Here is a 26,883-nt window from a genome sequence, read left to right on the forward strand (position 1 = left end):
TCCCTGACCGCGTCCAAGCCCGCGACCGAGCCCGGCACCCTGCCCGAGACTGAGACCGAGCTCGGACCTCGCACCGAACCCCGGACCGGGCGCCGCACCGAGCCGCAGCCCGAGAGCCGGCACATCGGCGAGGACTGCGCCGCCAGTGACGGCACCCACCCTCCATCCTGGAAGGACAACCCCGAGCGGCGCGCCAGAGCCGCGCTCTCACGCCTCATCGAGCCGGGCGACGCCGTGATCGGGCGCTGGCTCGGACAGGTCGGCGCGGCCAGTCTGGTCGAGGCGATCCACCGCAGGGCGGAGCCCGGGTACCTGGACCTGGACGCCGACCGGCTCGCCGCCTACCGGGCCAGGCTTCCGCTCATCGACGTCGACGGTGACCTGGAACGGGTGCGATCACTCGGTGGGCGGTTCATCATTCCGGGCGACACCGAGTGGCCCTCCCAACTCGACGACCTCGGGGACGGCCGGCCGATCGGCCTCTGGATCCGAGGCTCGGGCTCCCTGCGGATGCTCGCCCTACGGTCGGTCTCGATGGTCGGAGCCCGGGCCTGCACCTCCTACGGGGCCCATGTGGCCGGAGAGCTGGCGGCCCAACTCGCCGAGCGGGGCTGGGTGGTGGTCTCCGGGGCGGCGTACGGAATCGACGCGGCGGCTCACCGGGGCACGCTCGCGGTCGGCGGTGTGACCCTCGCAGTGCTGGCCAGTGGGGTGGACGTGGCCTACCCGGCGGGCAACTCCGAGCTGATCGCCCGGATCGCGGCGCAGGGGCTGCTGCTGAGCGAACTGCCGCCTGGCGAGCACCCCAACCGGTTCCGCTTCGTCCTGCGGAACCGCGTCATCGCGGCCCTCACCCGGGGCACCGTCGTGGTGGAGGCGGCCCTGCGCAGCGGCGCTCTGAGCACGGCGCGCCGGGCCCGTGACCTCAACCGGCACACCATGGGCGTGGCCGGCCCTGTCACGTCCGAGCTCTCGGCAGGGGTCCACGCCCTGATCCGCAGCGGCGCGGCCACCTTGGTCACCGACGCCGCGGAGGTCAGCGAGCTGATCGGGGCGATCGGCGACGACCTCGCGCCGCGCCGGTCCGGGCCGGTTCTTCCCCGGGATCTGCTGACGCCGAACGTGGCCAAGGTGTTGGAGGCAGTCCCGGCCACGGCCGAGGGCGCGCCGCTCGAGCGGCTGGCACGGCAGGCGGGGCTGTCGCAGGACGAAGTCCAGCAGCGGCTGTACGAGTTGGGGTCCCTCGGCTTCGTCGAGAGGTGCGGCGCCCACTGGCGTCTCGCGCGCCGGGCGAGGTCCGGACGAGGGTGACGACCCGCCGGTCCGGTGGAGCGCGACGCGCCGATCGCACCACCGGATCGAGGGACGACCGAGTGGTGGTAGCACTGTGCAGCGACTCGATCACGCTACGCTCCCAGTGGCTTCCCTATCAGCACATGACTCGGCAGAACGGCGCAGACCAACGTATGCCCACACACATTCCCGGACACAGGGTGACCGGTGGCCTCCGGTCCTCGGGAGGGCCAGGGCCGGGGGCCGAGGTGCGCCCGGCCGCCGAGGGACCGGCCAAGGCAGCAGGCGTGATGGGTGTGACCCGGCAGGCCGGCCGGGCGCACACCAGGGGGAACGCGGAGGAGGCGGCGGCCCCGACGGGAGCCCGCGCGCCGGCCGCCCGGCGTGAACAGGCGTCGGCTACGCCCCCTGAGGGGGCTGCCACTGACGAAAGGTCAGCCCTGGAGGTGCTCTGGCGCTCCTACAAGGAGTCCGGCGACGCCAGGTTGCGGGAACAACTGATCCTGCACTACTCGCCATTGGTCAAATACGTGGCCGGCCGGGTCGGGGTCGGGCTTCCCGCCAACGTCGAGCAGGCCGACTTCGTCTCCTCCGGGGTCTTCGGCCTGATCGACGCGATCGAGAAGTTCGACATCGACCGCGCGATCAAGTTCGAGACCTACGCCATCAGCCGCATCCGCGGCGCGATCATCGACGAGCTCCGGGCGCTGGACTGGATCCCACGCTCCGTCAGGCAGAAGGCCAAGGCGGTGGAGCGGACCTACGCCACCCTGGAGGCGCGTCTTCGCCGAACCCCGCACGAACCCGAGGTCGCGGCCGAGATGGGGATCGCGATCGAGGACCTGCACGCGATCTTCAGCCAGCTCTCGCTCGCCAACGTGGTGGCTCTGGACGAACTGCTGCACCCGGCCGGGGACGGAGGTGACCGGCTGAGCCTGATGGACACCCTGGAGGACACCGGCGCCGACAATCCCGTCGAGGTGGCGGAGGACCGCGAGCTGCGCCGGCTGCTGGCCACGGCGGTCAACACCCTCCCCGAGCGGGAGAAGACGGTGGTGACCCTCTACTACTACGAGGGCCTCACGCTCGCCGAGATCGGACAGGTGCTCGGCGTCACGGAGAGCAGGGTCAGCCAGATCCACACCAAGTCGGTGATCCAGCTCCGGGCCAAGCTCTCCGAGGTCTGCTGACGGCTCGCGGCCGCAGCTCGCGCCGTGCGGCGTGCGCCGGGTGCGCCGGGCGTGCTCTGACGGATTCACGAGGCCCCGTCACCGGAGCGCTCCTGGCTCCGTACAGTAGGGGCGTGCCTAAGATCCGGGCGGCCACCGTGGCCGAGCATCGCCAGCTGCAGCACGCAGCGCTGCTCGATGCTGCCCGCACGCTGCTCACCGAGGGGGGCATGGAGGCGCTGACCTTCCCCGCACTCGCGGCGCAGGCCGGTCTCGCACGCTCCTCGGTGTACGAGTACTTCCGTTCGCGGGCGGCGGTCGTGGAAGAGCTCTGCGCCATCGACTTCCCGCTCTGGGCTGCCGAGATCGAGGCCGGGATGGCCGCTTCGGACGCCCCGGAGCAGAAGGTCGAGGCCTATGTCCGGGGGCAGCTCGCCCTCGCGGCGGACCCTCGACACCGTGCGGTCGTGGCGATCTCGGCGCTCGAACTGAGCGACGAGGCGCGCGAGCGGATCCGGGCGGCCCACCACACCCTGGTCGACCTGGTGGTGCAGGCCCTGGAGGACCTCGGGCACGATCAGCCCAGGGTGGCGGCTGCACTGCTGCAGGGAGTGGTCGAGGCCGCTGTGCGCCAGGCCGAGCGGCCGGGTGGCCCGGGCTCCGGCCCGGTCTCCGACTCGGCCGTGTCGATGGTGCTGCACGGTGTCTGCCCGGCACACCGTGAGGCTTCCGCCCACGGTGACGCCGACATCGCTGCCGACATCACTGCCGACGCCGCTGCCCAGCGGCAGACCGGAGCCCCGGCCGCGGACTGACGGAGGCCGCCCCTGAGGGCGGCCCCGAGCCGACGTGACGGTGGTCGGCCCGACTCAGCGCACGTCGAGCGGCAGCAGCCTGGCCCGCCCGGTGCCCAGCAGGGCCAGCGGATCGAGGTAGCGCTTCCCGCGCAGCAACCCCCAGTGCAGGCAGTCGCTGGCGCAGTGCCCGGCCCCGACGGCCAGCACCCCGATCGGTTGCCCGGCCGAGACCGCCGTGCCGACCGGGAGGCCGGTGACCGGTAGGTAGGTGGTTCTCAGGGCCGGGCTCCCCGAGCCGGGGTGAGTCACCGTCACCACCGGTCGGCCGCCCACCATCCCGGAGAACGACACCACCCCGGGTGCGGCTGCCCGGACGGTGTCGCCGAGCGAGGCCGCCAGGTCGACGCCCCGGTGGCCGGCTGCCCACCGGACCGGCGGCGGGTCGAACCGTTGCAGCAGCCCGCTCCGTCCGCCCACCGGCCAGGCCCGCCCGGGCCCCGGCCCGACGGCAGGACGGATCGCCGGAGCGACCACGGCCCGGGGTACAGCCTGGGGTACATGGGCCGCCCCCGTAGCCGCATCCCGAGCCGTGCCGTGAGCGGTGGGCGGCTCCACCCCGACGAGCAGCACCGCGGCCAGCAGGACTGCCAACAGCACCAGCCGTCGATCGGGTCGGCCCGGCGGGCCGGAGCCGTCCCCGCCGGGTAGCAGGGTGAGCCCACCCCGGAAGTCCCGGGCCCGGACCCTCGCCCGGTCCGAGCCCCAGCCCCAGCCCGAGCCCCGGCCCCGGTGCCGGTCCCAGCCCTGGAGCCGGCCCGGGTCCCAGTCCCGGTGACGCTCCCGGGCTCCAGCACGAGCCCCGGCCCCGGCCCCGGGCCATCCCCGGGTGCGCGCCCGGCCCCAGGAGCGCACCCGGGGCCGGGGCCGGGGAGAGGAGGACGGAAACGAAACCACCGGACTGACGAGAGGATCGGTCATGCCGTGCAGGCTCCCGAGCGGCCGAGCTCCGGACCACTGCCCGGCCCGGCCCTGTGGACAAGGCCGTCCCTGTGGACGGCCGCCGTCCCCCGCAGGGGTGAACCCGAGGTGACCGGGCAGTCGGGGCGGCCCGGCAGTCCGTCCTCCGGTCCCTTCCCGCCACCGCCGGAGTCGCTCCTCGCTCGGGGCTTCCCGTACACTTCACACGCGACCCGGTCTCCCGGGTCGACTTCGCACGCCCCGCCACCGGCGGCCAGGCCACCCGCGAGGAGGCCGCCAGCCCGGTGCGAGTGCCGCTCGGTCCGCCGAGCCCGGTGCGGTCAGGACTCCGGTCCCGACCTGTGCCAGGCCGAGCGGCTCGGCACGTCCGGGGCGTCAGGCGTGACGGTCGCCCGACCGTCACGGAACAACCGAGAACCCCTGGCACCCCGCGGTCCGCACGGACCCGGCGCGCCGGGCAGAGCACAAGGAGCACGGCCATGGCCGTCGTCACGATGCGGGAGCTGCTGGAGAGCGGCGTCCACTTCGGTCACCAGACCCGTCGTTGGAACCCGAAGATGAAGCGCTTCATCTTCACGGAGCGCAACGGCATCTACATCATCGACCTCCTGCAGTCGCTGAACTACATCGACCGCGCCTTCGAGTTCGTCAAGGAGACCGTTGCCCACGGCGGCAGCGTCCTCTTCGTCGGCACCAAGAAGCAGGCCCAGGAGGCCATCGCCGAGCAGGCCACCCGCGTGGGCATGCCCTACGTGAACCAGCGCTGGCTCGGCGGCATGCTGACCAACTTCTCGACCGTCTACAAGCGCCTGCAGCGCCTGAAGGAGCTCGGCGAGATCGACTTCACGGACGTGGCCGGCTCCGGCCTCACCAAGAAGGAGCTCCTGGTCCTCCAGCGCGAGCACGACAAGCTGGAGAAGACCCTCGGCGGTATCCGCGACATGCAGCGCGTTCCCAGCGCCGTCTGGATCGTGGACACCAAGAAGGAGCACATCGCGGTCGGCGAGGCCCGGAAGCTCAACATCCCGGTCGTCGCCATCCTGGACACGAACTGTGACCCGGACGAGGTCGACTACAAGATCCCCGGCAACGACGACGCGATCCGCTCCGTCACTCTGCTGACCCGCGTCATCGCCGACGCCGTCGCCGAGGGTCTGAAGTCCCGCGCCGGTGTCGCCAAGGGCGATGTCAAGGCCGAGCCGGGCGCCGACCAGCCGCTCGCCGACTGGGAGAAGGACCTCCTCGAGGGCGAGAAGAAGGCCGAGGAGGCCCCGGTCGCCGCCGAGGCTCCCGCCGCTGAGGCCCCCGCTGCCGAGGCCACCGAGGCTCCGGCCGTCGAGGCCGAGCAGGCCTGACGTACCAAGGGTGAGGGGCACCCGCCGGTACGACACCGGTAGGTGCCCCTCTCTCCCGTGCCGGGGCCTGGCCATCGCCACCCCGGCACCACTCCCCGCAGACACGCGAGACGCGAGAAGAGATTCACACCATGGCGAACATCTCCGCCGCGGACGTCAAGAAGCTCCGTGAGCTCACCGGCGCCGGCATGATGGACTGCAAGAAGGCTCTGGACGAGGCCGAGGGCAACGTCGAGAAGGCCGTCGAGCTGCTCCGCATCAAGGGTCAGAAGGGCGTTGCCAAGCGCGAGGGCCGTGACGCCTCCAACGGCGCCGTCGCCTCCGTGATCGCCGAGGACGCCCAGTCCGGCGTTCTGGTCGAGCTCAACTGCGAGACCGACTTCGTCGCCAAGGGCGGCAAGTTCGTCGAGGTCGCCAACACGATCGCCACCCACATCGCCGCCACCTCCCCGGCCGACCTCGAGGCCGCCCTGGCCTCCGAGATCAACGCCGGCCAGACCGTCCAGCAGTACGTGGACGAGGCCAACGCGACCCTGGGCGAGAAGATCGTCTTCCGTCGCTTCGCCCAGTTCGACGGTGACGGCTTCGTCGCGGTCTACCAGCACAAGTCCGACCCGGACCTGCCGCCCACCATCGGTGTCCTGGTCGAGCTGGACAAGCCGAACGCCGAGGTCGCCAAGGACGTCGCGCAGCACATCGCCGCCTTCGCGCCGAAGTACCTCTCCCGCGAGGAGATCCCGGCCGAGGACATCGAGAACGAGCGCCGCGTCGCCGAGGCCACCGCTCGCGAGGAGGGCAAGCCCGAGGCCGCCCTGCCGAAGATCGTCGAGGGTCGCGTCACCGGCTTCGTCAAGGAGAACTCCGTTCTGGAGCAGGCCTTCGCGAAGGACAACAAGAAGACCGTCGCCAAGGTTCTCGAGGAGAACGGCGTCACCCTCAAGCGCTTCGCCCGCTTCCGCGTCGGCGCCTGAGACCCGTTCCGAGCGCTTCCCGCCTAAGGTAGGAACCGCCCGGCCGCCCACCACAGGTGCGGCCAGGAACGCGCCGAACTGGCTCGACCAGCGCCACGAAGACAACGGGCGGGCCACGTCGGCACCATGAACGACGAGGAGGCCATTGCCGTGCAGGAGACCGTACCGGTTCCCGCGGCAGTGGCCTCCTCGCGTGTACGCGCAGGTCAAGGGGCCCGGCAGCGCCCGCCGGTGGCCCCGCCTGCGGACCAGTAGGTGGAGAAGGAGAAGTCGATGACGGAGACGCAGGAGACCGGGCAGGACGGCGGCCGCCGCCGGGTACTGCTCAAGCTGTCCGGTGAGGCGTTCGCCGGTGGCGGTGGCCTCGGCGTCGATCCGGACGTGGTGCACAAGATCGCCCGCGAGATCGCCACGGTGGTCCGGGGCGGCACCGAGGTGGCGGTCGTGATCGGCGGCGGCAACTTCTTCCGGGGCGCCGAGCTCCAGGTCCGCGGCATGGACCGGGCCCGCTCCGACTACATGGGCATGCTGGGCACCGTGATGAACTGCCTGGCGCTCCAGGACTTCCTGATCAAGGAAGGCATCGAGACCCGGGTCCAGACCGCCATCACCATGGGCCAGGTCGCCGAGCCCTATCTCCCGCTGCGGGCCGTCCGGCACCTGGAGAAGGGCCGCGTGGTCATCTTCGGCGCCGGTATGGGCATGCCGTACTTCTCCACCGACACCACCGCCGTGCAGCGCGCCCTGGAGATCCACGCCGAGGTGCTGCTGATGGGCAAGAACGGCGTCGACGGCGTGTACGACTCCGACCCCCGCACCAACCCCGGGGCGGTCAAGTTCGACTCGCTCGACTACACCGAGGTCATCTCGCGGGACCTCAAGGTGGCTGACCTGACCGCCATCACGCTGTGCAAGGACAACGACCTGCCGATCCTGGTCTTCGAGCTGCTGGCGGAGGGCAATATCGCCCGCGCGGTGAAGAGTGAGAAGATCGGCACACTCATCAGCCAGGATTCCGTACGGGCCTGAGCGGTCGTCAGCCGACGGTCGGTCAGCCGGCGGGCCGTCACCTGAGCAGCAACCAGCCGTCCGGGGCACCAACCGGTACGGGACAACAGCAGATGTACGGGACAGGGAGCAGACAGTGACCGAAGAGATCCTCTTCGAGGCCGAGGAGAAGATGGAGAAGGCCGTCCAGGTCGCGAAGGACGACTTCGCGGCCATCCGGACCGGCCGGGCCCACCCCGCGATGTTCGCCAAGATCGTCGCGGACTACTACGGCGCGCTGACGCCGATCAACCAGCTGGCCTCGTTCTCGGTGCCGGAGCCCCGGATGGCGGTCGTCACGCCGTTCGACAAGACCGCGCTCAAGAACATCGAGACCGCGATCCGCGACTCCGACCTGGGCGTCAACCCGTCCAACGACGGCTCGATCATCCGCGTGGTGCTGCCGGTCCTCACCGAGGAGCGCCGTCGCGAGTACATCAAGCAGGCCCGCGGCAAGGGCGAGGACGCCAAGGTCTCGATCCGCTCCATCCGCCGCAAGGCCAAGGACGGCATCGACAAGCTGGTGAAGGACGGCGAGATCGGCGAGGACGACGGCCGCCGCGCCGAGAAGGAGCTCGACGACGTCACCGCCCGCCACGTGGCGCAGATCGACGAGCTGCTGAAGCACAAGGAAGCCGAGCTGCTCGAGGTCTGATGCACGACGCTCCCGGGCGCCCGGCCTCGGCGCCCGACCGCTCTGCTGCGACCGCCCCCGGGCCGGAGTCCTCCGGCCCGGGGGTCGGTGCACCCCAAACGGGTCACGCGCGGCAGCGCCCGGTGTACCGACCGGGCACCCCGGCACAGACTCCTGTCATGCCGCACCATCCCACCCCGACGTCCGCCCCAGGGCAGGAGACAGCCGTGGCCCAGCCCGACCAGCAGCCCCGCAAGCAGCGGGGCGGCCGCAACCTCCAGGCGGCGATAGGAGTCGGGGTCGGCCTCGGTGCGGTCATCGTGGCCTCGCTGTTCTTCGTGAAGGTGCTCTTCCTCTTCGTGGTGATGGCCGCGGTCGGGGTCGGCATCTGGGAGCTCACCAGCCGGCTCGCCGAGCGCAAGCAGGTCAGCGTCCCGCTGGTGCCACTGGTGGCGGGCGGCATCGCGATGCTGGCGGCCGGCTACTGGGCCGGGCCCGAGTGGGCCGCCGCCGCGCTGGCGCTGACCGGGCTCGCGGTGATGGTCTGGCGGATGTCGCAGCCGCCGGAGAACTACCTGCGCGACATAACGGCGGGCATCTTCACCGCCTTCTACGTGCCGTTCCTGGCCACCTTCGTGGTGATGATGCTGGCGGCCGACGACGGGCCGTGGCGCATCCTGCTCTTCCTGGTCGTCACCATCTGCAGCGACACCGGCGCCTACGCGGTCGGCTACAAGTTCGGCAAGAACAAGCTGGCCCCCACCATCAGCCCGGGCAAGACCCGGGAGGGCCTGGCGGGCGGCATCGGGCTGTCGATGATCGCGGGCGCGCTGCTGATGCAGTACGTGATCGACGACGGCGTCTGGTGGCAGGGCCTGATCCTGGGCGCCTGCGCGGCCGTCACCGCCACCCTGGGCGACCTGGCCGAGTCGATGATCAAGCGCGACCTCGGCATCAAGGACATGGGCACCCTGCTCCCCGGCCACGGCGGCATCATGGACCGGCTGGACTCGCTGCTGCCGACCGCCCCGGTGGTCTGGCTCCTGCTCGCCGCCTTCGTCGGCAGCTGACCGGCCGCGCTGACGCACCCTCAGAGGGGCCCCGGACGCCGTAGCGTCCGGGGCCTTTTCGATCTGCGACACTGGATGAATCATGCCTAAGCCCGGAGAACTCACCTTCGCTGCGCCGCGCGGCGCCAAGCCCCCGCGACACCTCGCCGACCTGTCCGCCGACGAGCGGAAGGCGGCCGTCGCCGAGCTGGGCGAGCAGCCGTTCCGCGCCAAGCAGCTGTCGAACCACTACTTCGGCCGCCTCTCGAACGACCCCTCGCAGTGGACGGACATGCCGGCCGCCAGCCGGGAGAAGCTGACCGAGGCGCTGCTGCCGGACCTGATGTCGGTGGTCCGGCACGTGTCCTGCGACGACGACGAGACCCGCAAGACGCTGTGGAAGCTGTTCGACGGCGTGCTGGTCGAGTCGGTGCTGATGCGCTACCCGGACCGGGTGACCATGTGCATCAGCTCGCAGGCCGGCTGCGGGATGAACTGCCCGTTCTGCGCGACCGGGCAGGCCGGGCTGACCCGGAACCTCTCCACCGCCGAGATCGTGGAGCAGATCGCCGCCGGGATGCGTTCGCTGCGCTCCGGGGAGATGCCGGGCGGTGAGGCGCGGCTGTCGAACGTGGTCTTCATGGGGATGGGCGAGCCGCTCGCCAACTACAACCGGGTGCTGGCCGCGATCCGCCGGCTGACCGACCCGGCGCCGGACGGCTTCGGGCTCTCCCAGCGCGGCATCACGGTCTCGACCGTCGGCCTCGTCCCGGCGATGTACCGGTTCGCGGACGAGGGGCTCTCCTGCCGCCTCGCACTCTCGCTGCACGCGCCGGACGACGAGCTCCGCGACGAGCTGGTGCCGGTGAACACCCGGTGGAAGGTCGAGGAGGTGCTGGACGCCGCGTGGAACTACGCGGAGAAGTCCGGGCGCCGGATCTCCATCGAGTACGCGCTGATCAAGGACATCAACGACCAGGCGTGGCGGGCGGACCTGCTCGGCCGTCTGATCAAGAACCACCGGGTGCACGTGAACCTGATCCCGCTGAACCCGACGCCGGGTTCGAAGTGGACCGCCTCGCGGCCCGAGGACGAGCGGGAGTTCGTCCGCCGCCTCCAGTCGCACGGCGTGCCGACCACGGTCCGGGACACCCGCGGTCAGGAGATCGACGGCGCCTGCGGGCAGCTGGCGGCGGCCGGCTGACGAGCGGTCAGGGCGTACGGCGAAGGGCCCGGCGGACGGTGAGTCCGCCGGGCCCTTCGGCATGACCGGGGGTCAGGAGAGCGCGCCGGCCGCCAGGGCGGCGGTCAGGCCGCCGGTCAGCAGCAGCACCGTCCCGGCGGTGAGCACCCGGAGGACGGCGGCGCCGAAGAGGAGCCCGGGGGCGGCGCCGAGGCGGAGCAGGGTGGAGCTGACGGCCCGTCGGGAGTGGCGGACCTCGTTGGCCCGGGCGAGCGCGGCGGCCGCCGCGCAGGCGATCACCAGCACGGCGGCCAGGGCGGTCAGCGCCTCGCCGGTGCCGGGGCGGTCGCCCCAGTGGCGGAAGGCGGTGAGCACGGTGGCCGCGGTGAGGGCGAGCACCGCGAGCGGGACGGCGAGCCGGCGGGCCTCGGCGGTGAGGCCCCGGCCGGCCAGCAGCCGGAGCGGGCTCGGGCGGCCGAGGGCGAGCACCCGGCCCGCCAGGGCGAGCAGCGGCCCGGTGAGCATGGCCAGGCCCAGTGCGGCCATGGCCCAGCCGGCGAGGGCGGCGTGGCTGGTGTCGCCGAGGCCGCCGGGCAGGTCGACAGGGCGGCCGTCGGCGGCGGCGCCGGGCCGCAGGCCGTACAGCTCCAGGGCCGCGCCCGCCACCAGGAGGCCGAGGCCGGTGGCGGTCAGGGCGGTCGGGAAGCCGGTGCGGGCGGTGGTCTCGGCGCCGGTGGGCAGCGGGTCGGTGGCCGGGACGGCGAGTGCGGCGCACAGGCCCGCGGCGAGCGGGACGAGGGCCAGCAGGGTGACCGGCGCGGCCGCCGGGAGGGGGGTGCCCATGCCGAGGTCGGCGGCGAGCGAGGGGCCGGCGATGTCGTTGCGCAGCACCAGGAAGGCGAGTAGGGCGAGCAGGCTGCCCGCGGTGCAGGCGAGGGCGATCTCGCCGGCGATCAGCAGCCGGATGCGGACCGGGCCGGCTCCGGCGGCGGTGAGGCCCCTGATCCGCTCGGGCCGGGCGGCGGGCACCGCGCGGGCGGCCGCGGCGGCGAACCAGCCGACGGCGGCCAGTGGCGGCAGGCACCAGAGCAGCCGGGGGAGGGCGTCGGTGCCGGGGGTGCCGAGGGCGCGGCCGAGGGCGCGTAGCAGCAGCGCCGCCACCAGGGCGGCGGCGGTCGTGGTGAGGAGCCAGCGGAGCAGGTCGGCGGCCCGGTAGCCGCGGGCCAGGCGGAGGTAGAGCATGCTCAGCGCCCCGCGGGTACGGCGGTGGCGGGGCCGTGGCCGTTCAGGTTCTGCGGCGCCGTGCCCCGGCCGACCGGGACGGCGGGCCCGGTGAGCCGGCCGTCGGCGAGCGCGACGGTGCGGTCGGCGTACCGGGCGAGCTCCGGGTCGTGGGTGGCGAGCACCAGGGTGAGCTGGTGGGAGCGGGCGGCGGTCGCCAGTATCCGCAGGACCTGGTCCTGGGCCTCGCGGTGCAGCGGGGCGGTGGGGTCGTCGGCGAAGACCACCGGCGGCAGTGGGGCCAGGGCCCGGGCGACCGCGATCCGCTGGCGCTGGCTCTGCATCAGTTCGGCCGGGCGCTGCTTGGCGTGCTCGGCCACGTCGAGCCGCTCCAGCCACTCGGCGGCCGCGGTGTGGGCCGCCTTGTGGCCGACGCCGGAGAGCAGCAGGGGCAGGGCGACGTTCTCGCGGGCGGTGAGCTCCGGCACGAGGTGCGGCTCGGAGCCGACGAAGCCGAAGCGTTCGCGGCGCAGCCGCTCGCGGCCGGCCCGGCCGAGGGTGTGCACGGGGGAGCTGTTGAACCAGACCTCGCCCTCGTCCACGGGGAGCAGGCCGGAGAGGCAGCCGAGCAGGGTGCTCTTGCCGGAACCGCGGGGGCCGGTGACGGCGAGGACCTCGCCCTCCCGGACGCCGATCGAGACGCCGCGGAGGGCGGGGGTGCCGTGGTGGGACTTGACGATCCCCCGGGCCCAGAGCACGTCGTTGTCGGGCGGGGCCGCTGACATGAGGTCCATCCTGTGCCGAACGCGGATATGACAGTCGTCAGATTAGAACGACCGGGGCGGGTCGGGGTTGCGGCGCACTGAGCCGTTCAGGTCGCATTCCGGTCCGAAGAGTGACGAATCCGGCGTGTTGATCACCGGAAAACGCCGGAGGCGGCCCCCGGAAGGAGGCCGCCTCGGGCGGAGGGTGGGACGGAGAGCCTGTCAGGCCGTCAGATCTTGGCCCACGCGTCGGTCAGCGTCTGGCGCAGGATCTGCTCGATCTCGTCGAAGGTCGACTGGTCGGAGATCAGCGGCGGCGCCAGCTGGATGACCGGGTCGCCACGGTCGTCGGCGCGGCAGTAGAGGCCGTTGTTGTACAGCTCCTTGGAGAGGAAGCCGTACAGCACGCGCTCGATCTCGTCGTCGTTGAACGACTCCTTGGTGACCTTGTCCTTCACGAGCTCGATGCCGTAGAAGTACCCGTTGCCGCGGACGTCGCCGACGATCGGCAGGTCGTGGAGCTTGCCCAGGGTGCCGAGGAACTTCGACTCGTTGTCGAGCACGTGCTGGTTCAGGCCCTCGCGCTCGAAGATGTCGAGGTTGGCCAGCGCCACCGCGGAGGAGACCGGGTGGCCACCGAAGGTGTAGCCGTGCAGGAAGGCGTTGTCGCCCTTGTAGAACGGCTCGGCCAGGCGGTCCGAGATGATGGTCGCGCCGATCGGGCTGTAGCCCGAGGTCATGCCCTTGGCGCAGGTGATCATGTCGGGCTGGTAGCCGAACTTGTCGGCGCCGAACATGGTGCCCAGGCGGCCGAAGGCGCAGATGACCTCGTCCGAGACCAGCAGCACGTCGTGGCGGTCGCAGATCTCGCGCAGGCGCTGGAAGTACCCGGGCGGCGGCGGGAAGCAGCCGCCGGCGTTCTGCACCGGCTCGACGAAGACGGCGGCGACGGTGTCGGCGCCCTCGAACAGGATGGCCTGCTCGACCTGGTCCGCGGCCCAGCGGCCGTAGAACTCCGGGTCGACGGTGCCGTCCGGGCCCGCGAGGTACTCGGGGGCGCGGTAGATGTTGGTGTTCGGCGCCTTGTGGGTGCCCGGCACCAGCGGCTCGAACGGCGCCTTCAGACCCGGCAGACCGGTGATGGACAGGGCGCCCTGCGGGGTGCCGTGGTACGCGATGGAGCGCGAGATGACCTTGTGCTTGGTCGGCTTGCCGGTCAGCTTGAAGTACTGCTTGGCCAGCTTCCAGGCGGTCTCGACGGCCTCGCCGCCACCGGTGGAGAAGAAGACCTTGTTCAGGTCGCCCGGGGCGTAGTTGGCCAGGCGCTCGGCCAGCTCGATCGCCTTCGGGTGGGCGTAGCTCCACACCGGGAAGAAGGCGAGCTCCTTGGCCTGCTTGGCGGCGGCCTCGGCCAGCTCCTCGCGGCCGTGACCGGCCTGGACCACGAACAGGCCGGCGAGGCCGTCGAGGTACTTCTTGCCCTTGTCGTCCCAGACGTAGACGCCCTCACCACGCACGATGGTGGGGACGGGGTTCTTCTCGTACGACGACATGCGGGTGAAGTGCATCCACAGGTGGTCGTAGGCGGTCTTGGAAAGGTCCGTCATCTGGTGCCCCAGGTGTAGGTCTGTTTCCGGAGCTTCAGGTAAACGAAGCTCTCGGTGCTCCGCACGCCGGGAAGGGCGCGGATGCGCTTGTTGATCAGTTCGAGCAGGTGCTCGTCGTCCTCGCAGACCAGCTCGGCCAGCAGGTCGAACGAGCCTGCGGTGCAGACCACGTAGTCGACCTCGTCGAGGGCGGCCAGCGCGTCGGCGACGGGCTCGATGTCACCTTCGACGTTGATCCCGACCATCGCCTGCCGGGTGAAGCCGACGGTGAGGGGGTCGGTCACGGCGACGATCTGCATCACGCCCTGGTCGAGCAGCTTCTGGACCCGCTGACGCACGGCCGCCTCGGACAGGCCGACGGCCTTGCCGATGGCGGCGTACGGGCGGCGCCCGTCCTCCTGGAGCTGCTCGATGATCGCCTTGGAGGCGGCGTCGAGGGGAACGCTGGCGTTCCGGTCGCGGTTGGCCACGTCGCCACTGTGCCTGATCGTTTCGTCAGGCGCAACTGCTCCTGCTGCTGATTTCGTCGCTGTTTCCGATTTGGCCTGCGGATTACGTAGCCCTTATGTCGATGGGCTGTCGAGAACGGAAGCCAACCGGCTACTCTGGTCAGGTACACGCGAAGGCGGGTACGCACCCAACCGTGGACCGGCGCTTCCCAGCCGGCCGCCCGGCGCCCAGAGGTACCCTGGCGCCGGTGTCCCTGCAACGTGGCAGGCCCCGACCGAGGAGAGACTTCCGTGAGCGAGCTTCAGACGCTGCGCAACTACGTCAACGGTGAGTTCGTCGATGCGGCCGACGGCCGCACGCTCGACGTGATCGACCCGACCACCGGCGAGGTGTACGCGACGTCCCCGCTGTCGGGCGCCGCCGACGTGGACGCCGCCATGGACGCCGCCGCCGCGGCCTTCCCGGCCTGGCGCGACGCCACCCCCTCCACCCGGCAGAAGCTGCTGCTGAAGATCGCCGACGCGGTCGAGGCGCGCGCCGACGAGATCGTGGACGCCGAGGTCCGCAACACCGGCAAGCCGCGCGGGCTGACCCTCTCCGAGGAGATCGGCCCGATGGTGGACCAGCTGCGCTTCTTCGCCGGCGCCGCCCGTCTGCTGGAGGGCAAGGCCGCCGGTGAGTACATGGACGGCATGACCTCGATCGTCCGCCGCGAGCCGGTCGGCGTCTGCGCCCAGGTCGCGCCGTGGAACTACCCGATGATGATGGCCGTGTGGAAGTTCGCCCCGGCCATCGCCGCGGGCAACACCGTGGTCCTCAAGCCCTCGGACACCACCCCGGCCTCCACCGTGCTGCTGGCCGAGATCATCGGCGGCGTGCTCAAGGACCTGGAGCTGCCGGCCGGCATCTTCAACGTGATCTGCGGTGACCGCGAGTCCGGCCGTCTGATGGTCGAGCACTCCACCCCGGCGATGGCCTCCATCACCGGCTCGGTCCGCGCCGGCATCCAGGTCGCCGAGTCGGCCGCCAAGGACGTCAAGCGGGTCCACCTGGAGCTGGGCGGCAAGGCCCCGGTCGTGGTCTTCGAGGACGCCGACATCGCCGAGGCCGTCGAGGGCATCTCGGTCGCCGGGTACTTCAACGGCGGCCAGGACTGCACCGCCGCCACCCGCGTGCTGGTGCACGAGTCGATCCACGACGAGTTCGTCGCCGCGCTGGCCAAGGCCGCCTCGGAGACCAAGACCGGCGGCGTGGACGACGAGGACGTGCTCTACGGCCCGCTGAACAACGCCAACCAGCTCAAGCAGGTGGCCGGCTTCATCGAGCGCCTGCCCGCCCACGCCAAGGTCGAGGCCGGTGGCCACCGGGTCGGCGAGGTCGGCTACTTCTACGCCCCGACCGTGGTCTCCGGCCTGAACCAGGACGACGAGATCATCCAGAACGAGGTCTTCGGCCCGGTCATCACCGTGCAGAAGTTCTCCGACGAGGACCAGGCCGTCGGCTACGCCAACGGCGTCGAGTACGCGCTGGCCTCCTCGGTCTGGACCAAGGACCACGCCCGCGCCATGCGGATGTCCCGTCGCCTGGACTTCGGCTGCGTCTGGATCAACACCCACATCCCGCTGGTCGCGGAGATGCCGCACGGTGGCTTCAAGAAGTCCGGCTACGGCAAGGACCTGTCGTCGTACGGCTTCGAGGACTACACCCGGGTCAAGCACGTGATGACCGCGATCTAGCGGGTCGTCACCGTCGGGCGCAGCATGACCGCGATCTGAGCGTCCTGAGGTACTGAGGGGCGCGGGGCCACTGGCTCCGCGCCCCTCGTGTTTGTCAGGGTGTCGGGCGACGCGGCGTCCGCCTGACAGGATGCAACTGCACGTCAGGCCCGGGGTTCCCTAGGCTTACCGGCATGAGCATCCCCACTGCTGATCCGGCTGCCGGGCAGGCCGTCAAGGCCGCCGACCGCGCGCACGTCTTCCACTCGTGGTCCGCCCAGGCCCTGATCGACCCCCTCGCGGTGGCCGGTGCCGAAGGCTCGTACTTCTGGGACTACGAGGGCAACCGCTACCTCGACTTCTCCTCCCAGCTGGTGAACACCAACATCGGTCACCAGCACCCCAAGGTGGTCGCCGCGATCCAGCAGAAGGCCGCCCAGCTCTGCACCATCGCCCCCGGCTTCGCCGAGGAGTCCCGCTCGGAGGCGGCCCGCCTCATCGCCGAGCGCACCCCGGGCGACCTGGACAAGATCTTCTTCACCAACGGCGGCGCCGAGGCCAACGAGAACGCCATCCGGATGGCCCGGCTGCACACCGGCCGCCACAAGGTGCTGGCCACCTACCGCTCGTACCACGGCGCCACCGCCAACGCGATCACGCTGACCGGCGACCCCCGTCGCTGGGCCAACGAGACCGGCGTCTCCGGCATCGTGCACTTCTGGGGCCCGTACGCCTACCGCTCCAACTTCCACGCCGAGAACGAGGCCCAGGAGTGCGAGCGCGCGCTCGCCCACCTCGAGCAGACCATCGCCTTCGAGGGCCCCGGCACCGTCGCCGCGATCATCCTGGAGACGGTGGTCGGCACCGCGGGCATCCTGATCCCGCCGGCCGGCTACCTGGCGGGCGTCCGGGAGATCTGCGACCGCTACGGCATCGTCTTCATCCTCGACGAGGTGATGGCCGGTTTCGGCCGCACCGGCGCGTGGTTCGCCGCCGACCACTGGAACGTCACCCCGGACCTGCTGACCTTCGCCAAGGGCGTCAACTCCGGCTACCTGCCGCTCGGCGGCGTGGCCATCTCGGCCGAGATCGCGGCCACCTTCGCCGAGCGGGTCTTCCCCGGCGGCCTCACCTACTCCGGCCACCCGCTGGCCTGCGCCTCCGCCGTCGCGACCATCACCACGATGGCCGAGGAGGGCATCGTGGAGCACGCCAAGCACATCGGCGAGACGGTGATCGGCCCCGGCCTGCGCGAGCTGGCGGAGCGTCACCCCTCGATCGGCGAGGTCCGCGGCCTGGGCGTGTTCTGGGCGCTGGACCTGGTGAAGGACCGTCAGACCCGCGAGCCGCTGGTGCCGTACAACGCGGCCGGCCCCGCGAACGCCCCGATGGCCGAGCTGGCCGCCGCCTGCAAGAAGCGCGGCCTGTGGCCGTTCGTGAACATGAACCGCTTCCACGTGGTGCCGCCGTGCAACGTGAGCGAGGAGGAGGCCAAGACCGGCCTCGCCATCCTGGACGAGGTGCTCAACCTCACCGACGCGCACACCGTCTGACGTACCGTTCGGCACGGCCCCGGGCTACCGGCCCGGGGCCGCCCCTTTGCTCGGAGACCCGCTGATGACCTTCACCCGCCGCGCCCTGCTGGGGACCGCCGGCCTGCTGAGCCTCTCCGCCTGCGGCATCCCCGCCGCGTACGTCCCGGAGGAGCGCCGCGCGGGGCCGGACAAGTCGGAGCAGGACAAGTCGCTCCAGTTCTCCAACTGGACGCAGTACATCGACACCGACGACAAGGGCGGGCGCCCGACCCTGGACGCCTTCGCCAAGGACGCCGGGATCGAGGTCAGCTACACCGAGGACATCAACGACAACGACGAGTTCTTCGGCAAGATCAGCCCGGTGCTGGCCCAGGGCGGGGACCCGGGCCGCGACCTGATGGTGGTCAGCGACTGGATGGCCGGGCGGTACGTCTCGCTGGGCTGGGTCCAGCAGTACGAGGCCGCCAACCTGCCCAACGTCACCAAGCACCTCGACCCGCAGCTGGCCTCCCCGGCCTGGGACCCGGGGCGCCGGCACAGCGTGCCGTGGCAGTCCGGCATCACCGGGATCGCCTACAACCGCAAGGCGCTGGGGCGGGAGCTGAAGTCGACGGCGGACCTGTGGGCCCCCGACCTGAAGGGCCGGGTCACGCTGTTCGCCGGGATGGACGAGGCGATCGGCATGCTGATGCTGGCCCAGGGCGCGGACATCGCGAAGTTCACGGCGGACGACGCGCACAAGGCGATGGCGCTGGTCCAGAAGATGGTGGACACCAAGCACGTCCGGCGGTTCACCGGCAACGACTACACCAGCGACCTGGCGTCGGGTGCGGCGGTCGCCTGCCAGGCGTACTCCGGCGACGCGATCCAGCTGAAGGCGGAGAACCCGGACATCGAGTTCGTCGTGCCGGAGGAGGGCGGCGAGCTGTGGGCCGAGAGCCTGCTGGTGCCGAACCGGGCCGCCCACAAGACCAACGCCGAGCTGCTGATCGACTACTACTACCAGCCCGAGGTGGCGGCGGAGCTGGCGGCGGCGGTGCAGTACATCTGCCCGGTGCCGGCCGCGCGGGAGGTCCTGGCGAAGAGCGAGGACCCGGAGGTGGCGGCGCTCGCGGAGGAGCCGTTGATGTTCCCGACGGACGAGATGCGGGCGCGGCTGCGGACGATGCGGGACGTCACCGCCGACGAGCGGCCCGACTTCCACAAGATCTGGGGCAACGTCGCCGGGGTCTAGGTCTCCCGGGTAGCGCCCCGCAGGGGCGCGGGGAACTGCGCGCAGGGGAACGGCAGCACGTGCAACTGGCTGACGTGCCCCGATCCCACGCCGGTCCGCCTTCCGGACTCGCGCAGTTCCCCGCGCCCCCGGGTGTGCCTTCGGCACCCCAGGGCGCGTCACCTTCGGACGGCGTCCAGGGCGAGCAGGGCGACGTGCAGGGAGAGGCAGGACTCCACCTGGTCGAGGTCGACGGCGAGGATGCGTTCGACCTTGTGGAGGCGGTCGTAGAAGGACGGCCGGGAGAGGTGGGCGGCGTCGGCGGCGGCGGACTTGTTGCGGCCCTGCTCCAGGTAGATCCGCAGCAGCTGGACCAGCTGCCCGCCGTGCTCGGCGTCGTACGCGAGCAGGGGCCCGAGCTCCCGCTCGACGTACGTCTGCAGCCGGGCGTCGTCGCGGAGCAGGTGGAGCAGGCCGCGCAGTCGCACGTCCGGCAGCCGGTAGTAGGAGGCGGCCCGTCCGCCGGGGGCGTCGTGCAGGGCGGCGTCCGCGACCTGGGTGGCTTCGAGCAGGGTGCGCCGCGCGTCCCGGACCGACCCGACCGAGGAGCCGACCGCGATCACGGGCTCGGGGACGGGTGACGCGGCGTCACGAGCGCCCTCGGCGACGAGCTTGCGCAGCGCCGCCGCGAAGGACTCCAGTGCCGTGTGCTCGTCCTGCCCGGAGCCGAGGGCGATCAGCAGCCCGACGCCCTCGTCGTCCAGCGCGCCGACCAGCGCCGAGAGCCGGCTGCTCCGCACCGCCGTGGCGGCGAGTTCGGTGAAGTCGCGCAGCCGGGCCTGGGCCTCCAGGGCCGCGGGGATCGGCCCGCGCCGCTGCCGCAGGACCACGCCGACCAGCCGCCGCCCGTCCAGCGGGACGCCCAGGGCGGCGGCCCGCAGGGCGACCTCACTGACCGTCAGGGCGTGGGTGAGGATGCCGGAGAGCAGGGTGCGATGGGTCTGCCGTTCCAGCGACTCGCGGTCGCGGACCACCAGCCGGTTCAGGGCCAGGGTGGCGGCGCCGCGCTCCAGCAGCATGGCGTGCGGGTGGGGGGTGTCGGCGGGCAGCGGGCCGGGGTCGGCGACCAGGACGAGGCGGCCCCAGTCCTGGCCGCGGGCGCCGACGGTGGTGACCAGCCAGCCGCTGCGCGGGTCGTGGCCGGTGCGGCCGGTGGGGTGGACGCCGCGGGAGCGGCGCTCCCAGCCCTCCAGCAGTTCGCTCTCCGGGCGGCCGGCGGTGTCGTGGGCCAGCACCTGGTGGGCGAGGTTCTCCAGCACGACGGGCGCGCCGGCCATCCGGGCGACCTGGCGGACCACCTCGCCGGGTTCGGCGCCTTCGGTGGCGAGCTCGTTGAATACCTGGTGGACGGCCTCGGAGGTGCGCAGCTGTTCCAGCTGGGCGTTGACGACGAGGGCGTGCACGGCCTCGGTGACGGCGACGAAGCGCAGTTCGCGGCGGAGCGCGATGAGGGGGAGGCCGCGCTGCTCGGCGGCGTGCACCAGGGCGCGGGGGAGGGTGTCGAAGTAGCGGCGGCCGAACTCGACGACCAGGCCGGCGGCGCCGATCTCGGTGAGCTCGCGGACGTAGCGGGCCAGGCCGTCGCGGTCCTCGGGCAGGGCGATGCCGGTGGTGAGGACGAGTTCCCCGCCCTGGAGCATGCCGGCCACGTCGGGGAGCTCGCTGACGTGCACCCAGCGGACGGGGCGTTCCAGGTGTTCGGCTCCGGCCACGACCTGGGGCAGGCCGCGCCGCATCACGTCGAGGTCGAGCACGCGGGCGACGGTGGGGAGCACGGCGGCACCTTCCGGTGGGGGCGTCAGGGTGTCAGGTGAATCATGCATCGGCCGGACGACCTGTCGCCTTTCCACCCTGTAAGGCCTCTGCGGCGGAGGCTGTCGGAGTGAGGCTTGTCACCCTTCCGGGTGAGGAGGCAAGGTCAGCGGGTCGGCAGCACCGACCCTCTCCCCGGGTCGTGGCATGAATGCGGTGTTGCCCCCGGATTCCGTCGCGTAACCAGAACGCAACGGCGGATTCCCTTGTAGGGGCAACGGGCGGGTGTCAGGATCGCCGGACCCCGCTGATCCCTGGCCGACTCACCGGGTACCTGGAGGACAACGATGGATCTGACCGACTTCGGCGCGGGTGCGCAGTACATCGCCGGACGGCTCACCGAGGGCACCGGCAGCGAACCCTTCCAGGTCGTCAACCCGGCCATCGGGAAGACCGTACAGACCGTCACCCTGGCCTCGACCGGGGACGTGGACACCGCCGTCGCCGCCGCGAAGGCCGCGCTCCCGGAGTGGTCGGCCGCCACCCCCGGCGCCCGGTCCGAGGCGCTGCTGAAGCTGGCCGCGGTGCTGGCGGAGCACGCCGAGGACTTCGCCCGGGTGGAGACCTCGCAGACCGGCAAGCCGATCAAGCTCTCCACCGAGTTCGACGTGCCCGGCACGGTCGACAACACCTCCTTCTTCGCCGGCGCGGCCCGCAACCTGGAGGGCAAGGCGGCCGGCGAGTACTCCGGCGACCACACCTCCTACGTGCGCCGCGAGGCGATCGGCGTGGTCGGCTCCATCTCGCCGTGGAACTACCCGCTGCAGATGGCCGCGTGGAAGGTCCTGCCGGCCATCGCGGCGGGCAACACCATCGTGCTCAAGCCGGCCGAGCTGACCCCGCTGACCTCGCTGATGTTCGCCCGGGCCTGCACCGAGGCGGGCATCCCGGACGGCGTGGTCAACGTGGTCACCGGCGCCGGCCGCACCGCGGGCGAGCACCTGGTCTCGCACCCGGACGTCGCGATGGTCTCCTTCACCGGCTCCACCCCGGTCGGCAAGCGGGTGGCCGAGCTGGCCGTCGCGGGCGTCAAGCGCACCCACCTGGAGCTCGGCGGCAAGGCCCCGTTCGTGGTCTTCGACGACGCCGACCTGGACGCCGCCGTGCACGGCGCGGTGGCCGCCTCGCTGATCAACTCCGGCCAGGACTGCACCGCCGCCACCCGCGCCTACGTGCAGCGCCCGCTGTACGACGCCTTCGTCGCCGGGGTGGCCGAGCTGTACGGGCAGGTCCGGATCGGCGACCCGCTGAACCCGGCCACCGACCTCGGCCCGCTGGTCTCGTACGCGCACCGCGACCGGGTGGCCGGCTTCGTCGAGCGCGCCCGCTCGTACGCCACCGTGGTCACCGGCGGCCCGGCCCGGGTGCTCGGCCACGACGGCACCGACCTGAGCGTCGGCGCCTACTTCCTGCCGACCCTGATCACCGGCGCCCCGCAGGACAGCGAGGTGGTGCAGGGCGAGATCTTCGGCCCGGTCCTGGTGGTGCTCCCGTTCGACTCCGACGAGGAGGGCCTGCGGCTGGCCAACGACACCCCGTACGGCCTGGCCGCCTCCGCCTGGACCACCAACGTCCACCGCTCGCTGCGGGCCACCCGGGAGATCAAGGCCGGGTGCGTCTGGGTCAACGACCACATCCCGATCATCAGCGAGATGCCGCACGGCGGCTACAAGGCCTCCGGCTACGGCAAGGACATGTCCCAGTACTCGCTGGACGAGTACACGCAGGTCAAGCACGTCATGTTCGACACCACCGCGGTCGCCAGGAAGGACTGGCACCGCACGGTCTTCGGAGACAGATAATCCCCGTCTGCTCCGCCTCTTCCCCCGGAGGGTGTCCCCAGCATGGAGTTCAACGAGATCACCGACGGCCTGTCCGAGCCGGTCCGCAGGGCCTGGGAACGGAGCCTCCTGGGCGGCCGGGCGGCGCTGACGCGCCGTCGGCTGCTGCAGGCCACCGCCCTGCTGGCCGGGGCGGGCGGCCTGACGGCCTGCGGGATACCCCCGGCGAAGACCGGCTCCGCCGAGGGGAAGGAGTCCGCAGCCCCGGACGCCTCGGACACCGACAAGGTGCTGAACTTCTCCAACTGGCCGCTCTACGTCGACGTCGACCCCAACGACGAGGCGAAGCGGCCGACCCTGGACGCCTTCACCGCCGCCACCGGCGTCAAGGTGAAGTACACCGAGGACGTCAACGACAACGTCGAGTTCTTCGGCAAGGTCAAGCCGCAGCTGGCGGCGGGTCAGGACACCGGCCGGGACCTGGTGGTGCTCACCGACTGGATGGCCGGCCGACTGATCCGGCTCGGCTGGGCGCAGAAGCTCAACCCGGCCAACCTGACCAACGCGCTGACCAACCTGGAGGCCCGCTTCCGCGCCCCCGACTGGGACCCGGGCCGCCAGTACACCTACCCCTGGACCAGCATCCAGACGGTGATCGCCTACAACAAGAAGGCGACCAAGGGGAAGGAGGTCACCTCCGTCGCCCAGCTGCTGGACGACCCCGAGCTCAAGGGCCGGGTGACCTTCCTGTCGGAGATGCGCGACACCATCGGGATGGTGCTGCTCTCGCTCGGCAAGAGCCCGGAGAAGTTCACCGCGGACGACTTCGACGCCGCCGTGGCCCGGGTCCAGAAGGCCGTGGACTCCAAGCAGATCCGCAAGTTCACCGGCAACGACTACGGCCAGGAGCTCTCCTCCGGGGACATCGCGGCCTGCATCGCCTGGGGCGGCGACCTGATCCAGCTGAAGGCCGACAACCCCGACATCGAGTTCGTGATCCCGGCCGACGGCTACCTGGCCTCCACCGACAACCTGCTGGTCCCGGCCAGGGCCCAGCACAAGAAGAACGCCGAGCTGCTGATCAACTTCTACTATCAGCAGACCGTCGCGGCGCAGCTCACGGCGGGCATCAGCTACGTCTCCCCGGTCACCGGGGTGCAGGCCGAGCTCGCCAAGATCGCCCCCGAGGCGGCCGAGAACCCCCTGGTGATCCCGACCCCGGAGATGGCCGCGAAGGTGCACACCTTCCGCAGCCTGACCGAGGCCGAGGAGACCGCCTTCGAGGAGAAGTTCTCCAAGTTGATCGGCGCCTGACCCCACCCCACTCGGCCTTCTGAACACCCGACAGAGAGACCCCCCATGACCAAGCAGCTGCGCGAGGCGGCGACGGCCGGCGGCGACGTACGCCTCACCGGCATCGGCAAGACCTACGGCGCCTTCACCGCCGTCCATCCGCTGGACCTGACCGTCCCGCAGGGCTCCTTCTTCGCCCTGCTCGGTGCCTCCGGCTGCGGCAAGACCACCACCCTGCGGATGATCGCGGGTCTGGAGGAGCCCACCAGCGGCACCGTGCTGATCGGGGGTCAGGACGTCACCGCGCTGCCCCCGTACAAGCGGCCGGTGAACACGGTCTTCCAGAGCTACGCGCTCTTCCCGCACCTGGACATCTTCGAGAACGTCGCCTTCGGCCTGCGCCGCCGCGGCAAGAAGGACGTCAAGAAGCAGGTCGAGGAGATGCTGGAGCTGGTCGAGCTCGGCCCGATGGCCCGGCGCAAGCCGCACCAGCTCTCCGGCGGCCAGCAGCAGCGCGTCGCGGTCGCCCGCGCGCTGATCAACCACCCTCAGGTGCTGCTGCTCGACGAGCCGCTCGGCGCCCTCGACCTCAAGCTGCGCCGCCAGATGCAGCTGGAGCTCAAGCGGATCCAGACCGAGGTCGGCATCACCTTCGTGCACGTCACCCACGACCAGGAGGAGGCCATGACCATGGCCGACACCATCGCGGTGATGAACGGCGGCCGGGTCGAGCAGCTCGGTGCCCCCGCCGACCTCTACGAGAACCCCGCCACCACCTTCGTGGCCAACTTCCTCGGGCAGTCCAACCTGATCCCCGCCCAGGTCAGCGGCCGCTCCGACGGCTCGGTGCTGCTGGACGCCGACGGCGCCCGGCTCGCGCTGCCCGAGGCCCGCTGCACCACCGCGGCCGGCCGGGTCCACCTGGGCGTGCGCCCCGAGAAGATCACCATCGAGACGGCCGGCACCGAGGTCGCCGAGGGCCGCAACCGGCTCACCGGCACCGTGCTGGACTCCGCCTTCATCGGCGTCTCCACCCAGTACGTGGTGCGCACCGCCAGCGGCCAGGAGATCGCCGTCTTCGAGCAGAACATGGACCGCGACGTCCGGATCACCCCCGGTGCCGAGGTCGTCCTGCACTGGAACCCGGCGCACTCCTTCGGCCTCGACGCCGACCAGGCGATCGACGCGGGCACCGGGGAGGAGGCGGCGTGACCAGCACCACCGAGGCGGCACCGCCCCAGGTGATACCCCTTCAGGAGCGCCCCGCCAAGCGGAAGCTGACGGCCTACTGGCTGCTGCTGCCCGGCCTGGCCTGGCTGGTGGTCTTCTTCGTGGTGCCGATGGTCTACCAGGCCTCCACCTCGCTGCAGACCGGCTCGCTGGAGCAGGGCTTCAAGCTCACCTGGCACTTCTCCACCTACTGGGACGCGCTCAGCGAGTACAAGTGGCACTACCTGCGCTCGTTCGGCTACGCCGGGGTCGCCACCCTGCTCTGCCTGGCGATCGGCTACCCGCTGGCGTACACCATCGCCTTCAAGGCCTCCAAGCGCTGGCGCAACGTCATCCTGATCCTGGTGATCGCGCCGTTCTTCACCAGCTTCCTGATCCGCACCCTGGCCTGGAAGACCATCCTCTCGGACGGCGGCCCGGTGGTCTCGGTGCTCAACTCGCTGCACCTGCTGAGCATCACCGACGCCGTCGGGCTGACGACGGGGCAGCGCCTGCTGGCCACCCCGCTCGCGGTGATCTGCGGCCTGACGTACAACTTCCTGCCGTTCATGATCCTGCCGCTCTACACCTCGCTGGAGCGGATCGACCCCAGGCTGCACGAGGCGGCCGGCGACCTGTACGCCAAGCCGTTCACCACCTTCCGCAAGGTCACCTTCCCGATCTCGCTGCCGGGCGTGGTGGCGGGCACCATGCTCACCTTCATCCCCGCCTCCGGCGACTACATCAACGCCCAGCTGCTCGGCTCGCCGAGCGAGCAGATGATCGGCAACGCGATCCAGAAGCAGTTCCTGAACGTGCTGGACTACCCCACGGCCGCCGCGCTGAGCTTCATCCTGATGGCCCTGATCCTGGGTCTGGTGACGGTCTACATGCGCAAGGCCGGGACGGAGGAACTGGTCTGATGAACCGTCCCGTGAAGTGGCTGCGCCGCAACCTGGTCACCCTGGCCGGGCTCGCCGCCCTGGCCTACCTGATCCTGCCCAACCTGGTCGTGCTGGCCTTCTCGTTCAACAAGCCCGCGGGCAAGTTCAACTACGAGTGGAACCAGTTCTCCACCGACGCCTGGACCGACCCCTGCGGCGTGGCCGACATGTGCGGCTCGCTCTCGCTCTCGCTGCAGATCGCCGTGCTGGCCACCGTCGGCGCCACCGTGCTCGGCACCATGGTCGCGTTCGCGCTGGCCCGCTACCGCTTCCGCGGCAAGGGCACCGCGACCGGCCTGATCTTCCTGCCGATGGCCATGCCCGAGGTGGTCATGGCGGCCTCATTGGGCACCCTGTTCCTCAACATGCGGATCCCGTTCGGCTTCACCACGATCCTGATCGCGCACATCATGTTCTGCCTCAGCTTCGTGGTGACGGCGGTCAAGGCCCGCGTGATGAGCATGGACCCGCGCCTGGAGCAGGCCGCCCAGGACCTCTACGCCACCCCGTTCCAGACCTTCCTCAAGATCACCCTGCCGCTCGCCGCCCCCGGCATCGCGGCCGGCGCGCTGCTCAGCTTCGCGCTCTCCTTCGACGACTTCATCATCACCCAGTTCAACTCGGGACCGACCACGGTCACCTTCCCGATGTTCGTCTGGGGCGCCTCGCAGCGAGGCATCCCGGTGCAGGTCAACGTGATCGGCACCGCGATGTTCATCGCCGCCGTCGTCCTGACGGTGGCCGGCCAGTGGGTCGGCAACCGCAGGAAGGCGCGAGCCTGACACTCTGTACACACCCTGCTG

At 71.3% G+C, this 26,883-nt stretch carries 22 protein-coding genes and 1 pseudogene; 17 read left to right on the forward strand and 6 right to left on the reverse strand.

Translation table 11 applies throughout. The features are described from left to right. The first annotated feature begins 39 nt into the window (after positions 1-39). The 3 genes and pseudogenes from dprA to ABD946_RS20315 all read left to right on the forward strand — a co-directional run. Positions 40-1,311 (forward strand): DNA-processing protein DprA, encoded by a 1,272-nt coding sequence (gene dprA / locus ABD946_RS20305; RefSeq protein WP_380149471.1) that lies wholly within the window; start codon positions 40-42, stop codon positions 1,309-1,311. 272 nt (positions 1,312-1,583) lie between these two features. After that, on the forward strand, positions 1,584-2,483 hold the full coding sequence (gene whiG, locus ABD946_RS20310) for an RNA polymerase sigma factor WhiG (RefSeq protein WP_345285563.1): 900 nt from the start codon (positions 1,584-1,586) through the stop codon (positions 2,481-2,483). Positions 2,484-2,620: 137 nt separating this feature from the next. Continuing rightward, positions 2,621-3,169: pseudogene (locus ABD946_RS20315) on the forward strand (TetR/AcrR family transcriptional regulator); the annotation flags it as partial. Between the two features lie 162 nt (positions 3,170-3,331). Here the strand turns inward: ABD946_RS20315 and ABD946_RS20320 are convergent. After that, a complete protein-coding gene (locus tag ABD946_RS20320; RefSeq protein ID WP_345285564.1) occupies positions 3,332-4,237 on the reverse strand; it encodes a M23 family metallopeptidase in 906 nt (301 codons plus the stop codon). Positions 4,238-4,716: 479 nt separating this feature from the next. On the opposite strand from ABD946_RS20320, the gene rpsB reads away from it, so the two are divergent. The 6 genes from rpsB (at position 4,717) to rlmN (ending at position 10,497) form a co-directional block, all read left to right on the forward strand. Then, a complete protein-coding gene (gene rpsB, locus ABD946_RS20325; protein WP_345285565.1) occupies positions 4,717-5,592 on the forward strand; it encodes a 30S ribosomal protein S2 in 876 nt (291 codons plus the stop codon). Positions 5,593-5,723: 131 nt separating this feature from the next. Beyond that, on the forward strand, positions 5,724-6,563 hold the full coding sequence (tsf, locus tag ABD946_RS20330) for a translation elongation factor Ts (protein ID WP_345285566.1): 840 nt from the start codon (positions 5,724-5,726) through the stop codon (positions 6,561-6,563). 273 nt (positions 6,564-6,836) lie between these two features. After that, positions 6,837-7,592 carry a UMP kinase gene (pyrH, locus tag ABD946_RS20335; protein ID WP_345285568.1) on the forward strand — a complete coding sequence of 252 codons (756 nt, stop codon included), beginning with the start codon at positions 6,837-6,839 and terminating at the stop codon, positions 7,590-7,592. Between the two features lie 115 nt (positions 7,593-7,707). Then, positions 7,708-8,265, forward strand: a complete 558-nt coding sequence (gene frr / locus ABD946_RS20340; protein ID WP_345285570.1) for a ribosome recycling factor — start codon at positions 7,708-7,710, stop codon at positions 8,263-8,265. Continuing rightward, positions 8,265-9,314 carry a phosphatidate cytidylyltransferase gene (locus ABD946_RS20345; RefSeq protein ID WP_345285572.1) on the forward strand — a complete coding sequence of 350 codons (1,050 nt, stop codon included), beginning with the start codon at positions 8,265-8,267 and terminating at the stop codon, positions 9,312-9,314. Before frr ends, ABD946_RS20345 begins: the two co-directional genes overlap by 1 nt. A gap of 82 nt (positions 9,315-9,396) precedes the next feature. Beyond that, a complete protein-coding gene (rlmN, locus tag ABD946_RS20350) occupies positions 9,397-10,497 on the forward strand; it encodes a dual-specificity RNA methyltransferase RlmN (protein ID WP_345285574.1) in 1,101 nt (366 codons plus the stop codon). Between the two features lie 72 nt (positions 10,498-10,569). Here rlmN and ABD946_RS20355 read toward each other — a convergent pair whose 3' ends face one another. The 4 genes from ABD946_RS20355 to ABD946_RS20370 form a co-directional block, all read right to left on the reverse strand. Beyond that, positions 10,570-11,718 (reverse strand): hypothetical protein, encoded by a 1,149-nt coding sequence (locus tag ABD946_RS20355; protein WP_345285576.1) that lies wholly within the window; start codon positions 11,716-11,718, stop codon positions 10,570-10,572. Positions 11,719-11,720: 2 nt separating this feature from the next. After that, positions 11,721-12,482, reverse strand: a complete 762-nt coding sequence (locus tag ABD946_RS20360) for an ABC transporter ATP-binding protein (RefSeq protein ID WP_345285578.1) — start codon at positions 12,480-12,482, stop codon at positions 11,721-11,723. A gap of 209 nt (positions 12,483-12,691) precedes the next feature. Beyond that, positions 12,692-14,068 carry an aspartate aminotransferase family protein gene (locus ABD946_RS20365; protein WP_345285580.1) on the reverse strand — a complete coding sequence of 459 codons (1,377 nt, stop codon included), beginning with the start codon at positions 14,066-14,068 and terminating at the stop codon, positions 12,692-12,694. Next, complete coding sequence (locus ABD946_RS20370; RefSeq protein ID WP_057232352.1) at positions 14,065-14,538, reverse strand: Lrp/AsnC family transcriptional regulator; 474 nt, start codon at positions 14,536-14,538, stop codon at positions 14,065-14,067. The genes ABD946_RS20365 and ABD946_RS20370 overlap by 4 nt, the downstream gene beginning before the upstream one ends. A gap of 270 nt (positions 14,539-14,808) precedes the next feature. Here ABD946_RS20370 and ABD946_RS20375 point away from each other — a divergent pair, with 270 nt between their 5' ends. From ABD946_RS20375 to ABD946_RS20385, 3 genes are all read left to right on the forward strand, one after another. Further along, the gene (locus ABD946_RS20375) at positions 14,809-16,254 is read left to right on the forward strand and encodes a gamma-aminobutyraldehyde dehydrogenase (protein WP_345285583.1); all 1,446 of its coding nucleotides are present in this window, start codon (positions 14,809-14,811) and stop codon (positions 16,252-16,254) included. Between the two features lie 173 nt (positions 16,255-16,427). After that, positions 16,428-17,786: an aspartate aminotransferase family protein gene (locus ABD946_RS20380; RefSeq protein ID WP_345285585.1), complete on the forward strand. Its 1,359-nt coding sequence runs from the start codon at positions 16,428-16,430 to the stop codon at positions 17,784-17,786. 64 nt (positions 17,787-17,850) lie between these two features. Next, complete coding sequence (locus ABD946_RS20385) at positions 17,851-19,002, forward strand: polyamine ABC transporter substrate-binding protein (RefSeq protein ID WP_345285587.1); 1,152 nt, start codon at positions 17,851-17,853, stop codon at positions 19,000-19,002. A gap of 158 nt (positions 19,003-19,160) precedes the next feature. On the opposite strand, the gene ABD946_RS20390 is transcribed toward ABD946_RS20385, so the two are convergent. Next, positions 19,161-20,816, reverse strand: a complete 1,656-nt coding sequence (locus ABD946_RS20390) for a PucR family transcriptional regulator (protein ID WP_345285589.1) — start codon at positions 20,814-20,816, stop codon at positions 19,161-19,163. Positions 20,817-21,140: 324 nt separating this feature from the next. On the opposite strand from ABD946_RS20390, the gene ABD946_RS20395 reads away from it, so the two are divergent. Genes ABD946_RS20395 through ABD946_RS20415 form a run of 5 tightly spaced genes read left to right on the forward strand, consistent with a single transcriptional unit; the run spans position 21,141 to position 26,862 of the window. Then, positions 21,141-22,655, forward strand: a complete 1,515-nt coding sequence (locus tag ABD946_RS20395) for a gamma-aminobutyraldehyde dehydrogenase (protein ID WP_345285591.1) — start codon at positions 21,141-21,143, stop codon at positions 22,653-22,655. Positions 22,656-22,697: 42 nt separating this feature from the next. Continuing rightward, positions 22,698-23,948, forward strand: coding sequence for a polyamine ABC transporter substrate-binding protein (locus ABD946_RS20400; protein WP_345285593.1), 1,251 nt, complete (start codon positions 22,698-22,700; stop codon positions 23,946-23,948). Positions 23,949-23,993: 45 nt separating this feature from the next. After that, the gene (locus tag ABD946_RS20405; RefSeq protein WP_345285595.1) at positions 23,994-25,139 is read left to right on the forward strand and encodes an ABC transporter ATP-binding protein; all 1,146 of its coding nucleotides are present in this window, start codon (positions 23,994-23,996) and stop codon (positions 25,137-25,139) included. Beyond that, complete coding sequence (locus ABD946_RS20410) at positions 25,136-26,059, forward strand: ABC transporter permease (protein WP_345285597.1); 924 nt, start codon at positions 25,136-25,138, stop codon at positions 26,057-26,059. Before ABD946_RS20405 ends, ABD946_RS20410 begins: the two co-directional genes overlap by 4 nt. Then, positions 26,059-26,862, forward strand: coding sequence for an ABC transporter permease (locus ABD946_RS20415; RefSeq protein ID WP_345285599.1), 804 nt, complete (start codon positions 26,059-26,061; stop codon positions 26,860-26,862). The genes ABD946_RS20410 and ABD946_RS20415 overlap by 1 nt, the downstream gene beginning before the upstream one ends. Positions 26,863-26,883: the final 21 nt, after the last annotated feature.

Source organism: Kitasatospora albolonga (assembly GCF_039535905.1).
Taxonomy (GTDB): Bacteria; Actinomycetota; Actinomycetes; order Streptomycetales; family Streptomycetaceae; genus Kitasatospora; species Kitasatospora albolonga.

What these genes read in the sequence shown, in the direction of transcription:
- ABD946_RS20360 (WP_345285578.1), bottom strand. Translation starts at nt 12,482, where the DNA reads ATGTCAGCGGCCCCGCCCGACAACGACGTGCTCTGGGCCCGGGGGATC.
- ABD946_RS20400 (WP_345285593.1), top strand. Translation starts at nt 22,698, where the DNA reads ATGGAGTTCAACGAGATCACCGACGGCCTGTCCGAGCCGGTCCGCAGG.
- tsf (WP_345285566.1), top strand. Translation starts at nt 5,724, where the DNA reads ATGGCGAACATCTCCGCCGCGGACGTCAAGAAGCTCCGTGAGCTCACC.
- whiG (WP_345285563.1), top strand. Translation starts at nt 1,584, where the DNA reads ATGGGTGTGACCCGGCAGGCCGGCCGGGCGCACACCAGGGGGAACGCG.
- ABD946_RS20395 (WP_345285591.1), top strand. Translation starts at nt 21,141, where the DNA reads ATGGATCTGACCGACTTCGGCGCGGGTGCGCAGTACATCGCCGGACGG.
- ABD946_RS20385 (WP_345285587.1), top strand. Translation starts at nt 17,851, where the DNA reads ATGACCTTCACCCGCCGCGCCCTGCTGGGGACCGCCGGCCTGCTGAGC.
- rpsB (WP_345285565.1), top strand. Translation starts at nt 4,717, where the DNA reads ATGGCCGTCGTCACGATGCGGGAGCTGCTGGAGAGCGGCGTCCACTTC.
- ABD946_RS20415 (WP_345285599.1), top strand. Translation starts at nt 26,059, where the DNA reads ATGAACCGTCCCGTGAAGTGGCTGCGCCGCAACCTGGTCACCCTGGCC.
- ABD946_RS20365 (WP_345285580.1), bottom strand. Translation starts at nt 14,068, where the DNA reads ATGACGGACCTTTCCAAGACCGCCTACGACCACCTGTGGATGCACTTC.
- ABD946_RS20355 (WP_345285576.1), bottom strand. Translation starts at nt 11,718, where the DNA reads ATGCTCTACCTCCGCCTGGCCCGCGGCTACCGGGCCGCCGACCTGCTC.
- ABD946_RS20380 (WP_345285585.1), top strand. Translation starts at nt 16,428, where the DNA reads ATGAGCATCCCCACTGCTGATCCGGCTGCCGGGCAGGCCGTCAAGGCC.
- pyrH (WP_345285568.1), top strand. Translation starts at nt 6,837, where the DNA reads ATGACGGAGACGCAGGAGACCGGGCAGGACGGCGGCCGCCGCCGGGTA.
- rlmN (WP_345285574.1), top strand. Translation starts at nt 9,397, where the DNA reads ATGCCTAAGCCCGGAGAACTCACCTTCGCTGCGCCGCGCGGCGCCAAG.
- ABD946_RS20345 (WP_345285572.1), top strand. Translation starts at nt 8,265, where the DNA reads ATGCACGACGCTCCCGGGCGCCCGGCCTCGGCGCCCGACCGCTCTGCT.
- ABD946_RS20405 (WP_345285595.1), top strand. Translation starts at nt 23,994, where the DNA reads ATGACCAAGCAGCTGCGCGAGGCGGCGACGGCCGGCGGCGACGTACGC.
- ABD946_RS20320 (WP_345285564.1), bottom strand. Translation starts at nt 4,237, where the DNA reads ATGACCGATCCTCTCGTCAGTCCGGTGGTTTCGTTTCCGTCCTCCTCT.